The organism is Massilia sp. WG5 (assembly GCF_001412595.2).
In the GTDB taxonomy this organism is placed as follows: domain Bacteria; phylum Pseudomonadota; class Gammaproteobacteria; order Burkholderiales; family Burkholderiaceae_D; genus Telluria.
Window position 1 is genome coordinate 3,161,844 of the sequence record NZ_CP012640.2, and the last position, 12,520, is coordinate 3,174,363.

Annotated in this window: 12 protein-coding genes; 4 read left to right on the top strand and 8 right to left on the bottom strand. The window is 63.9% G+C overall.

Annotated features, from left to right (window positions below):
- Window positions 1-126 precede the first annotated feature (126 nt).
- A complete protein-coding gene (locus AM586_RS14095) occupies window positions 127-708 on the bottom strand; it encodes a DUF1439 domain-containing protein (RefSeq protein ID WP_229411014.1) in 582 nt (193 codons plus the stop codon).
- Window positions 709-738: 30 nt separating this feature from the next.
- Window positions 739-1,494 (bottom strand): SDR family NAD(P)-dependent oxidoreductase, encoded by a 756-nt coding sequence (locus tag AM586_RS14100; protein WP_047821161.1) that lies wholly within the window; start codon window positions 1,492-1,494, stop codon window positions 739-741.
- 106 nt (window positions 1,495-1,600) lie between these two features.
- On the opposite strand from AM586_RS14100, the gene AM586_RS14105 reads away from it, so the two are divergent.
- Window positions 1,601-2,500 carry a LysR family transcriptional regulator gene (locus AM586_RS14105; protein WP_047821163.1) on the top strand — a complete coding sequence of 300 codons (900 nt, stop codon included), beginning with the start codon at window positions 1,601-1,603 and terminating at the stop codon, window positions 2,498-2,500.
- 29 nt (window positions 2,501-2,529) lie between these two features.
- Here the strand turns inward: AM586_RS14105 and mnmE are convergent, their stop codons facing one another.
- The 5 genes from mnmE to rpmH all read right to left on the bottom strand — a co-directional run bounded on the left by mnmE (window position 2,530) and on the right by rpmH (window position 6,500).
- Window positions 2,530-3,909 carry a tRNA uridine-5-carboxymethylaminomethyl(34) synthesis GTPase MnmE gene (mnmE, locus tag AM586_RS14110; RefSeq protein ID WP_047821165.1) on the bottom strand — a complete coding sequence of 460 codons (1,380 nt, stop codon included), beginning with the start codon at window positions 3,907-3,909 and terminating at the stop codon, window positions 2,530-2,532.
- A 62-nt stretch (window positions 3,910-3,971) separates the two neighbouring features.
- Window positions 3,972-5,636 (bottom strand): membrane protein insertase YidC, encoded by a 1,665-nt coding sequence (gene yidC, locus AM586_RS14115; protein WP_047821167.1) that lies wholly within the window; start codon window positions 5,634-5,636, stop codon window positions 3,972-3,974.
- Between the two features lie 10 nt (window positions 5,637-5,646).
- A complete protein-coding gene (gene yidD / locus AM586_RS14120; RefSeq protein WP_047821169.1) occupies window positions 5,647-5,889 on the bottom strand; it encodes a membrane protein insertion efficiency factor YidD in 243 nt (80 codons plus the stop codon).
- Window positions 5,886-6,332 (bottom strand): ribonuclease P protein component, encoded by a 447-nt coding sequence (rnpA, locus tag AM586_RS14125; protein WP_082439807.1) that lies wholly within the window; start codon window positions 6,330-6,332, stop codon window positions 5,886-5,888. Before rnpA ends, yidD begins: the two co-directional genes overlap by 4 nt.
- Window positions 6,333-6,365: 33 nt before the next feature.
- Window positions 6,366-6,500, bottom strand: a complete 135-nt coding sequence (gene rpmH / locus AM586_RS14130; protein WP_075796440.1) for a 50S ribosomal protein L34 — start codon at window positions 6,498-6,500, stop codon at window positions 6,366-6,368.
- 358 nt (window positions 6,501-6,858) lie between these two features.
- Between rpmH and dnaA the strand changes: the two genes are divergently transcribed.
- The 3 genes from dnaA (at window position 6,859) to gyrB (ending at window position 12,061) form a co-directional block, all read left to right on the top strand.
- Window positions 6,859-8,283, top strand: coding sequence for a chromosomal replication initiator protein DnaA (dnaA, locus tag AM586_RS14135; protein WP_047821174.1), 1,425 nt, complete (start codon window positions 6,859-6,861; stop codon window positions 8,281-8,283).
- A 74-nt stretch (window positions 8,284-8,357) separates the two neighbouring features.
- Window positions 8,358-9,464 carry a DNA polymerase III subunit beta gene (dnaN, locus tag AM586_RS14140; RefSeq protein WP_047821177.1) on the top strand — a complete coding sequence of 369 codons (1,107 nt, stop codon included), beginning with the start codon at window positions 8,358-8,360 and terminating at the stop codon, window positions 9,462-9,464.
- A gap of 92 nt (window positions 9,465-9,556) precedes the next feature.
- Window positions 9,557-12,061, top strand: a complete 2,505-nt coding sequence (gene gyrB / locus AM586_RS14145) for a DNA topoisomerase (ATP-hydrolyzing) subunit B (RefSeq protein ID WP_047821178.1) — start codon at window positions 9,557-9,559, stop codon at window positions 12,059-12,061.
- On the opposite strand, the gene AM586_RS28145 is transcribed toward gyrB, so the two are convergent.
- Entirely contained in the window at window positions 12,018-12,386 is a 369-nt protein-coding gene (locus AM586_RS28145; RefSeq protein WP_156328068.1) for a hypothetical protein, read from the bottom strand. The genes gyrB and AM586_RS28145 overlap by 44 nt on opposite strands.
- Window positions 12,387-12,520: the final 134 nt, after the last annotated feature.

Here is a 12,520-nt window from a genome sequence, read left to right on the forward strand (position 1 = left end):
CTCTCCGATTCATCGAAGCGAGCGATGCCGGACTTCTAGCTGCGGGAAATGATAGCAGTAATGGCAACAGGCGCACCGGTCCATTCAATCGTGCGCGCCCCGCGTGTCGGATTTGCGACGGCGCCTTCAGCGCACCGGTTCGACGGTCACGACCAGCGCGCCGGGGACGGTCTCGAGACGGGTGGGCACGAACTGGGTGCCGGCATAGCGCAGGTCGTCCATGCGGAAGCTGTAGATGGCGACGTCGCGCACCAGCTGGTTCATGAGGACGTCGGCGGCGCGCCCGAGGTCGCGCGCGCGGGCGCCGTCCATGCCCTCGATGTCGAAGCGGTCGACGTGGGCGTCGGCCAGGAACACGCCGCTGCGCGCGGCGTCGACGTACAGGTGCCCGGACAGGGTCATGGTGCCGGCCCAGGACTGGCGCAGGAAGGGCGGCGACACCGACATGTCCATCGTCAGCGCCACGCGGTCGCTCTGCGGCAGGATCGCCACCTGCGGGCGGGTGAGCTGGACGTCGAACAGTTCGAGCAGGCGGTTACGCAGCGGGAAACGGCGTTCCAGCCCCGCCTGCAGCTTGGCCTCGGACAGCTCGACGCGGCGCGGGCCGGTCAGGCTGGCGCAGGAAGCGAGCAAGGCGCCGGCCGTTACCGCTACCCCGGCCGCCGCCATCAAACCGAAACGCCGCCGCGACAACCCGCCCTTTTCCATTCCTGCCTCGCCCGTGAATTGTTCAGTAAATTATAACCCCATGCCGCCGGATGCCTCGACACGCTGTCCGGTGATCCATGCGCTGCCCTCGGCCAGCAGGCTGGCGGCGGCGCCGCCGATATCGTCGGCCACGCCGGCGCGGCCCAGCGCCGTCTGCGCAGCGACCCAGGCGTTCAGGTTCGCATCGTCGCGCACCCGGCCACCGCCGAAATCGGTGGCGATGGCGCCCGGCGCCAGCGTGTTCACCGAGATCCGGCGCTCGGCCAGTTCACGCGCCAGGTAGCGCGTCAGCACCTCGACGCCGCCCTTGGCTGCGGCATAGGCGCCGGCGCCGGCCAGCGTGAAGCGGGTCAGGCCGCTGGAGATGTTCAGGATGCGCCCGCCGTCGTTCAGGCGCGGCGCCAGCGCCTGGGTCAGGAACAGGGCCGATTTCAGGTGGATCGCGATCATGCCGTCGAACTGCTCTTCGGTCAGCTCCATCAGCGGCACGTGCAGGCCGCTGCCGGCATTGTTGACCAGGATGTCGAAGCCCGTGCGGCCCCAGTTGGCCAGGGTCGTATCGACCTGCGCGGCGAAGGCCGGGAAAGCGCGGCTGTCGGCCACGTCCAGCTGCAGCGCCGCCGCCTTGCGGCCCAGCGCCTCGATCCCGGTCACGGTGTCGCGCGCCGCCGCTTCGTTCTGCTGGTAAGTCAGGATGATGTCGGCGCCGTCGCGCGCCAGGTGTTGGGCCATGCTGCGGCCCAGGCCACGGCTGCCGCCGGTGACGATTGCAATGCGAGGGTTCATGTCGGACTCCTTTCGTAAGAGGCGTCCAGTGTATTCTTCGCCGTCCCTGCAATAAACCGACCATATTCGAATTGACTTTGCAGAATCCGCGAATAATCATGGGGACATGAATGAGCTCGATACGATCCAGATCTTCCTGAAGGTGGCCGAACTCGAAAGCTTCAGCGGCGCTGCCCGCCAGCTGGGCCTGCCCAACGCGACCGTCTCGGCGGCAGTGCGCCAGCTCGAGCAGCAGCTGGGCGCCCGCCTGCTGCAGCGAACCACGCGGCGGGTCCAGATGACGCAGGAGGGAGAAGCCTTCCATGCGCGCAGCCGTCAGGTGCTGGATGAAGTCGAGCTGTTACGCGGCATGTTCCGCAGCGGCGCCGACGTCCTCGCGGGGCGCCTGCGGGTCGACATGTCGGTGATGATGGCCACCAGGCTGGTGCTGCCGCGCCTGGGCGAATTCATGGCCAAGCATCCGCAACTGACGATCGACCTCGGCACCGCCGACCGCCGCGTCGACCTGATCCGCGAAGGCTACGACTGCGTGCTGCGCGCCGGCATGCTGACCGACTCCACCCTGGTCGCACGCCCGCTGGGCAACTACCGGCAGGTCAACTGCGCCAGCCCGGCCTACCTGGCGCAGTACGGCACGCCGCAGCGGCTCGAGGACCTCGCCCGGCATCGCCTGGTCCACTATGACGCGCAGCTGGGCGGCAGCGCCCCGGCCTGGGAATGGTTCGATGGCGGGCATACGCATGCCGCGCCGGTGGGCAGCGCGCTGACGGTGAACGGCACCGCCTCTTACGAAGCCGCCTGCCTGGCCGGCCTCGGGCTGATCCAGGTGCCGTGGGCCGGGCTGCGCGAGCATTTCGCCGCTGGCCGGCTGGTCGAGGTACTGCCGGATTACCGGCCGGCGCCGATGCCGCTGGCCTTCGTGTATCCGACCCGGCGCCATGTGCCGGCGCGGGCGGTGGCCTTCATGGACTGGGTCGCGGCCTTGCTGAAGCCGTACCTGGAATGACGCCGTCCCCGCGCAGGCGGGGATCCAGGCTATTTACCGATGCAGAACCGGCTGAAGATCACCCCCAGCAGGTCGTCCGGCGTGAACTGCCCGGTAATGCTGGACAGCTGGTCCTGCGCCAGTCGCAGCTCCTCCGCGAACAGGTCCAGCGACTGGTCGTCCTGCGCCGCGTGGGCGGCCGCCATGTCGAGGTGCTCGCGCGCGGCGCGCAGGGCGATCAGGTGGCGTTCGCGCGCCAGGTACAGCGACTCGCCGGTCTGCTGCCAGCCGGCGATGCGCAGCAGCTCCTTGCGCAGCAGCTCGATGCCGATCTTCTCGTGGGCCGACAGGTAGATGTGGGTCGCGTCCGCGCTCACGTCCACCGAGGGTTTGTGGCCCGACAGGTCGATCTTGTTCCAGATCCGGATGACGGGCACGCCTGCCGGGAAGGCGGCGACGATGTCCTCGTCGGCCTTGGCCGGGCCCAGGTTGGCATCCAGCAGGTGCAGGATCACGTCGGCCTTGCCGACCTCGCCCCAGGTGCGCTCGATGCCGATGCGCTCGACCACGTCGATGCCCTCGTCCAGCGCGCGAATGCCGGCGGTGTCGATGATGTTCAGCGGGATGCCCTCGACCTGGATGGTCTCGCTGACCTTGTCGCGCGTGGTGCCGGCGATCGGCGTGACGATCGCGACGTCGGAACCGGCCAGCGCGTTCAGCAGCGAGGACTTGCCGACGTTCGGCTGCCCCACCAGCACCACGTTCAGGCCTTCGCGCAGCAGCGCGCCCTGGGCCGCCTGGCTGAATACCTTGTCCAGGGCGTCGACGATGCCGGCCAGCTGGCCGCGCGCATTCGATTTTTCGAGGAAGTCGATCTCCTCTTCCGGGAAGTCGAGCGTGGCTTCGACCAGCATGCGCAGGTTGATGGTCTTGTCGACCAGTTCGTGCACGACCTTCGAGAAGGCGCCCGACAGCGACTGCGAAGCGGACTTTGCCGCGGCCTCGGTGGAAGCGTCGATCAGGTCCGCCACGGCCTCGGCCTGGGCCAGGTCGAGCTTGTCGTTCAGGAAGGCGCGGCGGGTGAATTCGCCCGGCTCGGCCAGGCGCAGGCCGAAGCCGCCACCCGCTTCCAGCACGCGCGCCAGCAGCATGCGCAGCACCACCGGGCCGCCGTGGCCCTGCAGTTCCAGCACGTCTTCGCCGGTATACGAGTGGGGCCCCTTGAAGTACAGGGCCAGGCCTTCGTCGATGACGGCGCCATTCGCATCCTTGAACGGGATATAGGTGGCGTGGCGCGGGGCCAGCGTCACGCCCGGGAACAGGGCGTCGATCAGCGGCGCCAGCGACTTGGCGGACGCGCGCACGACGCCGATGCCGCCGCGGCCGGGGGCGGTGGCGATGGCGGCGATGGGGGAGGTGTCTAGTTTCATGAGGGGATTGTAATAAAAAAGCCCGTGCAAGCACGGGCTCCTTTCAGCGCAGCGAAAGCCGCTTACTTCACCGGCGCATACTTCTTGGTGATCACATACTGCTGCGCCATCGAGATCAGGTTGTTCACCACCCAGTACAGCACCAGGCCGGACGGGAAGAAAATGAAGATGACCGAGAACGCCAGCGGCATGAACATCATCATCTTGGCCTGCATCGGATCGGCCGGCTGCGGGTTCAGGCGGGTCGTCACGAACATCGAGATCGCGTACAGGATCGGCAGGATGTAGAACGGGTCCGGGGCGGTCAGGTCATGAATCCACAGGACCCACGGTGCGCCGCGCATCTCGACCGATGCCTGCAGGGTCCAGTACAGGGCCAGGAACACCGGCATCTGGATCAGGATCGGCAGGCAGCCGCCCAGCGGGTTGATCTTCTCGGTCTTGTACAGCTCCATGGTGGCCTGCTGCATCTTGACCGGGTCGTTCTTGAAGCGCTCGCGCAGCGCCTGCATCTTCGGCGTCACGGTCTTCATCTTGGCCATGCTGCGGTAGCCGGCCGCCGACAGCGGGAAGAACAGCAGCTTGATCAGGATGGTGAAGGCGACGATGGTCCAGCCCCAGTTACCGATCATCTGGTGCAGCTGGTCCATGGTCCAGAAAATCGGCTTGGCGATGATGGTTGCCCAGCCGTAGTCGCGCACCAGCTCCAGGCCCGGGGTGACCTTTTCCAGCACTTTCTCTTCCTGCGGACCCGAATACAGGCGGGTCTCGTTCGACACGGTCGCGCCCGGCGCCACGGTGCCCAGCGGCAGCACGGTACCGATGGCGAACAGGTTGTTGCCCAGGCTCTTCGTGTAGATGTCGCGCTGCATGTTCTCAGGCGGGATGAAGGCCGAGACGAAGAAGTGCTGCGAGATCGCGATCCAGCCGTCGGTGGCCTTGGTCGCATGCGAGTCGCTGCCCTTGGCGATCTTGTCGAAAGTCAGCTTCTGGTACTTGTCCTGCGAGGTGTACAGGGTCGGACCGGTGTAGCTGCTGTTGAAATAGGTGTCGCCTTCCGGCTTGCTGCCGTCGTGCTGCAACTGCAGGTAGAGGCTCGGCGAGACCGGCACGGTGCCGATATTGGTCACGTCATGGCGCACGCCGATCACGTAGTCGCCGCGGCGGAAGGTGAAGGTCTTGGTCAGGCGCACGCCACCCTGCTCCGCTTCCAGCACCAGTTGGGTCTGGTCGCCGTTGGTCACCAGCGGCTTGGCCACGAAGGGGGTATTGTGGTTCGGCAGGACGCCGGTCGCGGCCGGGGTCAGGCCGGTCTGCGCCAGGTAGAGGCGGCCCTTGGCCGGATCGACGTGGAACAGCAGCTGGTTCTTGGTCGGATCGACCTTGTCGCGGTATTTCAGCAGTTCCAGGCGGCGGATCACGCCGCCGGCGGTGTCGATGTCGGCTTTATAGACATCGGTCGTGATCGTGATGAGCTTGGTCTGGATCGGCGCCGGCGCAGCGGCGGCGCCTTCAGCCGGGACGGCACCGGGCACGGAAGCGGGGGTGGCTGCCGGGGCCGGCAGGTCGTTCACCTTCGGCTGGGCAGCGGGTGCGGTCGCGACTTTGGCAGGCGGCTGCGCCGAGAACATCGACTGCTTGCCGTTGGCCACCATCCAGTCGTTCCAGAGGACGACCAGCGAGACGGCGAACACGATCCACAGGATGGTACGTTTATTGATTTCCATTGGGTCTTATTCAGGAATGCTTGCAACCGCAAGCGGTTGGTGGGGGTGGCACGGGGTCGTTGCCGCCGGCGTTCCACGGATGGCAGCGGCAGACGCGGCGCAAGGCCAGCCAGCCGCCGTGCGCGGCGCCATGCAGCCGGACCGCTTCGATCGCGTAATTGGAACAGGTCGGATAGAAACGGCAGCTCGGCCCGAGCATCGGAGACACCAGCAACTGGTAACCGCGCAACAGCCAGACGAGCAACCGGTTCATGATGGCTGCTGTCCGGGATGGTCCGGCACACCGGGGGCACCGGGCGCCGGATCGGCTGCCGGTTTGCGCGGCTTGGGCGCCTGCGACGCGAACAGGCGCGCCAGCTCGGTGCGCAGCAGCGTCTTCAGGGCCGCGTTCGTGGCCGGGCCGTCCTTGGCGTTGACCGGCCGCGCCAGGCGCACGATGCAATCGAGCGCCGGCAGCGGCGTGGTGCGGAACAGTTCGCGCGTAATGCGCTTGATGGTGTTGCGCGTGACCGCGCGCGGAGCGAAACGTTTGGCCGCGACGACGCCCAGCCGCGCATGCGGCAGGGCATTCGGTCGGGTATAGAGCACGAAATGCGCGGTTTTTTGTGCCGGGCGCAAACGAAAAACGGATGAAAACTCATCCGTTTTTACGATACGCCGAACGCGCGCGAAGTCGTGCGAACCTTCGCCTGTCATTGCTGGGCGCGGTCGACGGGGCGTTACCTGGGCTTAGACAGCCAGACGCTTGCGGCCCTTGGCGCGGCGTGCGTTCAGGACCAGGCGGCCACCACGGGTAGCCATACGTGCGCGGAAGCCGTGCGTACGCTTGCGACGAACGACGGAAGGTTGGTAAGTACGTTTCATGGTGGTCTCGCTTAAAGCAAATTAGAATGCAAAATCGGGGCTGAGCTATCAAAAGCCAGCAGTGCGCCAATGACATTTCGCAGTTGTTAAGCCAGCGTCACGCCTCAGCAAAGCTTGTTCGCCCATATGCCGCGTGCCTGAGTTGGCAATGCGTGTGGGCGGGGAACCCTGAATTAGACAGCATTTTCGGCCGAGCTGTCAAGAAAGCTGTTGCGCCGCAGCGCCGCCTTGACAGCCTGTCAAACGGTTGCGCATGTGCATCACGCTGTTGAGATTCGGTGGAAAAAACCTGCCACGCCTGTGGATAACTTCCGAGAAGACAGTTAAAATAGAGTGTTACGCTTAAATAAGTCGATGTATGGAAAACTTTTGGCAGGCCTGTTCCACGCAGTTGGAACTCGAGCTGACGCCGCAGCAATATACCGCGTGGATCAAACCACTCGTCGCCCTCGACTATGAGGACGGCAAGCTGCGCATTGCGGCGCCCAACCGCTTCAAGCTCGACTGGGTAAAGTCACAATTCGCCAACCGCATCACCGCCCTCGCCTCCGACTTCTGGGAGCGCCCGGTGGAGGTGCAGTTTGTGCTCGACCCACGAAATCTGCCGAAGAAACCAGACGCGGTGAGCAATCGCCAGCCGACCAGCTCGACCGCCGAGATGGCTGCGGGCGCGATCGGCATCAATGCCGCCGCCGACAACACGGTGCCGGCCACGCCGGTCGTCACGCCGGATAACGTCATCGCCAACAACCCGCGCCGCGAGCAGAGCCGCGTCAATCCGGAGCTCACCTTCGAGAACTTCGTCACCGGTAAAGCGAACCAGCTGGCGCGCGCCGCCGCGATCCAGGTCGCGAACAACCCGGGCGTCTCCTACAACCCGCTGTTCTTCTACGGCGGCGTGGGCCTCGGTAAGACCCACTTGATCCACGCGATCGGCAACCAGGTGATGGCCGACCAGCCGGGCGCGCGCATCCGCTACATCCACGCCGAGCAGTACGTGCGCGACGTGGTGACCGCCTACCAGCGCAAGGGTTTCGACGACTTCAAGCATTACTACCACTCGCTGGACATGCTGCTGATCGACGATATCCAGTTCTTCGGCGGCAAGAGCCGCACGCAGGAAGAGTTCTTCTATGCCTTCGAGGCGCTGATCGCGGCCAAGAAGCAGATCATCATCACCTCGGACACCTATCCGAAAGAGATCACCGGCATGGACGATCGCCTGATCTCGCGCTTCGACTCCGGCCTGACGGTCGCGATCGAACCGCCGGAACTCGAGATGCGGGTGGCGATCCTGATGAAGAAGGCGGAATCGGAAGGCGTCGTGCTGAACGACGACGTCGCCTTCTTCGTGGCCAAGCACCTGCGCTCGAACGTGCGCGAGCTGGAAGGCGCGCTGCGCAAGATCCTGGCCTACTCGCGCTTCCACGGCAAGGAAATCACCATCGACGTGGTGAAGGAAGCCTTGAAGGACCTGCTGTCGGTACAGAACCGCCAGATTTCGGTGGAAAACATCCAGAAGACGGTGGCCGACTTCTTCAACATCAAGGTTGCGGACATGTATTCGAAGCGCCGTCCGGCCAACATCGCCCGTCCGCGCCAGATCGCCATGTACCTGGCGAAGGAGCTGACGCAAAAGAGCCTGCCGGAAATCGGCGAGCTGTTCGGCGGCCGCGACCATACGACGGTATTGCACGCAGTCCGCAAGATCGCCCAGGACCGCCAGAAGAACGCCGAGTGCAACCACGAGCTGCACGTGCTGGAGCAAACGCTGAAGGGCTAAGGTTTTTCCTTAGTGATTTCTGGCAAAATATTGCACAGACAACATTTTTACCTTATAAAAACCGAGGGATATTTATGCAACTGGTCAAATCCACCCGAGACACGCTTCTCCGGCCACTGCAAATCGTGAGTGGTATTGTCGAGCGTCGGCACACTATGCCGATTCTGGCCAATATCCTCATTCGCAAGAACGGCGAAAGCGTCTCTTTCCTGTCGACCGACACCGAGGTGCAGATCACGACCCTGGCCAATATCGGCTCGGGTCCTGAAGAGACGGGCACCACGGTCGCCGCGCGCAAGCTGCTCGACATCCTGCGCGCCTTGCCGGAATCGGGCGACGTCACCATGACCCTGCTGAACAAGCGCCTGACCGTCCAGAGCGGCAAGTCGCGCTTCGCCCTGCAGACCCTGGCGGCCGAGGAATTCCCGACCGTCTCGGTGGCCGACACCTACAACGCCTCCGTCACCCTGCCGCAGAAGACGCTGAAGCACCTGTTCAACATGGTGCACTTCGCGATGGCCCAGCAGGACATCCGCTACTACCTGAACGGCCTGCTGCTGGTGCTGGACGGTAACAACGTGATCGCGGTCGCGACCGACGGTCACCGCCTGGCTTTCGCGCAGGTCGAAGCGGAACAAAGCTTCGAGCGCCAGGAAGTCATCATCCCGCGCAAGACCATCATCGAACTGCAGCGCCTGCTGGAAGAAAGCGACGAAACCGTCCGCCTGGACATCGCCGCCTCGCAGGTGAAACTCACCTTCGCCGACATCGAACTGGTGTCGAAGCTGGTCGAGGGCAAGTTCCCGGACTACACGCGCGTGATCCCGAAGGGTTACAAGAACGACTTCACGATCGGCCGCGATGAACTGCTGCGTTCGCTGCAGCGCGCCGCGATCATGACCAGCGATAAGTTCAAGGGCGTGCGCTGCCTGATCGCCCCGGGCTCGATGAAGATCAGCTCGACCAACGCCGACCAGGAAGAAGCGGTCGAAGAACTCGAGATCGACTACGGCGGCGATGCGATCGACATCGGTTTCAACGTCACCTATCTGCTGGACGTGCTGAACAACCTGAAGTGCGACCAGGTGAACATTTCGCTGGGCGATTCGAATTCCTCGGCCCTGATTTCGATTCCTGAAAATGGCGACTTCAAGTATGTCGTCATGCCGATGCGTATTTAAAAAGCGCTGAGCCGCCCATATATGTTCTTGTTGGGCGCAACCGCGGGTCACAAGTCCGCGGTCTGATTCACCCGTTATTTGAGAAAGCAGTCATGTCCGAGAACACTCAAGCAGTTTTGGAATCCTCTCCTGCCAAGGCGGAAGAGTACGGCGCCTCGTCGATTCAGATCCTCGAAGGCCTGGAAGCCGTGCGAAAGCGTCCGGGCATGTACATCGGCGATACGTCGGACGGCACCGGCCTGCACCACCTGGTGTTCGAGGTGCTGGACAACTCGATCGACGAAGCACTGGCCGGTTACTGCACCGAGATTCACGTCACGATCCACTCCGACAACTCGATCTCGATCACCGACAACGGCCGCGGCATCCCGACCGGCGTCAAGATGGACGACAAGCACGAGCCGAAGCGCTCGGCGACCGAGATCGCCCTGACGGAACTGCACGCCGGCGGCAAATTCAACCAGAACTCGTACAAGGTGTCCGGCGGCCTGCACGGCGTGGGCGTCTCGTGCGTGAACGCGCTGTCGAAGCTGCTGCGCGTGACCGTTCGCCAAAAAGGCAAGGTGCACCAGCTGGAATTCTCGCGCGGCGTGCCGATGGACCGCATCATCGAAGTCGTCGACGGCGTCGAAGTCTCGCCGATGAAGATTATCGGCGACACCGACAAGCGCGGCACCGAAGTGCACTTCTGGGCCGACGAAGAAATCTTCACGCACGTCGAGTTCCACTATGACATCCTGAGCAAGCGCATCCGTGAGCTGTCGTTCCTGAACAACGGCGTCAACATCAAGCTGAGCGACCAGCGCAACGGCAAGGAAGAAATCTTCGCCTTCGAAGGCGGTACCCGCGGCTTCGTCGAGTACATCAACAAGGCCAAGGCAGTGCTGCACCCGACCGTGTTCCAGGCCACCGGCGATCGCCAGTCGGACCAGGGCACGAATATCTCGGTGGACGTGTCGATGCAGTGGAACGACTCGTACAACGAGCAGGTGCTGTGCTTCACCAACAACATCCCGCAGCGCGACGGCGGCACCCACCTGACCGGCCTGCGTGCGGCGATGACGCGCGTGATCAACAAGTACATCGACGAGAACGAATTCGCCAAGAAGGCGAAGGTCGAGATCTCGGGCGACGACATGCGCGAAGGCCTGACCTGCGTACTGTCCGTGAAAGTGCCGGAGCCGAAGTTCTCGTCGCAGACCAAGGACAAGCTGGTGTCGTCGGAAGTGCGCGGCCCGGTCGAAGAGATCGTGGCGAAGACGCTCACCGACTTCCTGAACGAAAAGCCGAACGACGCCAAGATCATCTGCGGCAAGATCGTCGAAGCAGCGCGCGCCCGCGAAGCCGCCCGTAAAGCGCGCGACCTGACCCGTCGCAAGGGCGTGATGGACGGCCTGGGCTTATCGTCCAAGCTGGCCGACTGCCAGGAACGCGACCCGGCGCTGGCCGAACTGTACATCGTCGAGGGTGACTCCGCAGGCGGTTCCGCCAAGCAGGGCCGCGACCGCAAGTTCCAGGCCATCCTGCCGCTGCGCGGCAAGGTGCTGAACGTGGAAAAGGCGCGTTTCGAAAAGATGCTGTCGTCGGAGCAGATCACGACCCTGATCGCGACGCTCGGCACCTCGATCGGCCCGGACGAGTTCAACGTCGACAAGCTGCGCTACCACCGCATCATCATCATGACCGACGCGGACGTCGACGGCGCCCACATCCGTACCCTGCTGCTGACGCTGTTCTACCGCCAGATGCCGCAGCTAGTCGAGCGTGGCCACATCTACATCGCCCAGCCGCCGCTGTACAAGGTGAAGGCCGGCCGCGACGAGCGCTACCTGAAGGACGACGTCGAGGAAGCCAGCTACATGATGCGCGTGGCCCTGAACACCGCCGCCCTGATCCCGCAGGACGGCGCGGAGCCGATCACCGACGGCGCCCTGGGCGACCTGGTGGAGAAGTACAACAAGGCCAACGCCATCATGATGCGCCTGACGCGCGTGATCGACCGCGCCGCCCTGTCCGCCATCATGACCGGCGTGACGCTGGACCTGTCGAGCCAGGAAGCCGCCGAGAAATCGGCCCGGGCCATGATGGATGCCATCGCCGAGCCGAGCGTGAAGGTGGGCGTGCGTTCCGACGAACTGTCGGACAAGCACGCGCTGCGCATCGAGCGTATCTACCACGGCAACGTGCAGGTGACCTCGATCGACGCCGACTTCGTGGCCGGCGCCGACTACGCGACCCTGGCCAATTCGGCCGCCACCTTCCAGGGCCTGATGGGCGACGGCGCCATCATCCGCCGCGGCGAAGGCGAAAAGATGAAGGAATGCGCCGTGCGCGACTTCCAGCAGGCCATGGAATGGCTGCGCGAGGAAGCCGAACGTGGCGTGTCCAAGCAGCGCTACAAGGGTCTGGGCGAGATGAATCCGGAACAGCTGTGGGAAACCACCATGGATCCGACCGTGCGCCGCCTGCTGAAGGTGCAGATCGAGGATGCCATCGCGGCGGACCAGATCTTCACCACGCTGATGGGCGATGAAGTCGAGCCGCGTCGTCACTTCATCGAGTCGAATGCGCTGCAGGCGGGGAATATCGACGTTTGATATTTTCCTGAGCGCCGCCCGGCAAAAAGCCAGCTTTCGATAAGCTGGCTTTTTTAATGTCCGCGATCTCGATGCCCCCTTCGAACTGGTTCAGGATTTGCATGATCGTCGAATTGGCGCCGTATTTCCGCTTCAGCTGTGCAAGCTCCCTGTCCGTGCCCGTGCACAGCCTGGCCAGCTTTTCCCTGGCCTCGGGCGCTCTGCGCACCTGGTCGCAGGTTTCGCGGCGATCCACGAAGCGCTGCACGTCGCGCGGCAAATAATCCTGCGCCATGGCGGGTAACACCGACAGCAGCACAGCAAGGCACACCAGGAATCGCTTCATCGTTCACGCTCCGTTTTGACCAGTTCGGTTCATCGCGGTAAGCATGACGACAAGCGTCCGATGATGGTTTGACGAGAACTAAGCCGGATTATCGATTCAACCGACAAAGAAACCACGCTTTTTTGTTTTTCTAT

Excerpts from the sequence above, each read along its gene's own strand:
- AM586_RS14095 (WP_229411014.1), bottom strand. The coding sequence starts at position 708 with ATGGAAAAGGGCGGGTTGTCGCGGCGGCGTTTCGGTTTGATGGCGGCG.
- AM586_RS14100 (WP_047821161.1), bottom strand. The coding sequence starts at position 1,494 with ATGAACCCTCGCATTGCAATCGTCACCGGCGGCAGCCGTGGCCTGGGC.
- AM586_RS14105 (WP_047821163.1), top strand. The coding sequence starts at position 1,601 with ATGAATGAGCTCGATACGATCCAGATCTTCCTGAAGGTGGCCGAACTC.
- mnmE (WP_047821165.1), bottom strand. The coding sequence starts at position 3,909 with ATGAAACTAGACACCTCCCCCATCGCCGCCATCGCCACCGCCCCCGGC.
- yidC (WP_047821167.1), bottom strand. The coding sequence starts at position 5,636 with ATGGAAATCAATAAACGTACCATCCTGTGGATCGTGTTCGCCGTCTCG.
- yidD (WP_047821169.1), bottom strand. The coding sequence starts at position 5,889 with ATGAACCGGTTGCTCGTCTGGCTGTTGCGCGGTTACCAGTTGCTGGTG.
- rnpA (WP_082439807.1), bottom strand. The coding sequence starts at position 6,332 with ATGACAGGCGAAGGTTCGCACGACTTCGCGCGCGTTCGGCGTATCGTA.
- rpmH (WP_075796440.1), bottom strand. The coding sequence starts at position 6,500 with ATGAAACGTACTTACCAACCTTCCGTCGTTCGTCGCAAGCGTACGCAC.
- dnaA (WP_047821174.1), top strand. The coding sequence starts at position 6,859 with ATGGAAAACTTTTGGCAGGCCTGTTCCACGCAGTTGGAACTCGAGCTG.
- dnaN (WP_047821177.1), top strand. The coding sequence starts at position 8,358 with ATGCAACTGGTCAAATCCACCCGAGACACGCTTCTCCGGCCACTGCAA.
- gyrB (WP_047821178.1), top strand. The coding sequence starts at position 9,557 with ATGTCCGAGAACACTCAAGCAGTTTTGGAATCCTCTCCTGCCAAGGCG.
- AM586_RS28145 (WP_156328068.1), bottom strand. The coding sequence starts at position 12,386 with ATGAAGCGATTCCTGGTGTGCCTTGCTGTGCTGCTGTCGGTGTTACCC.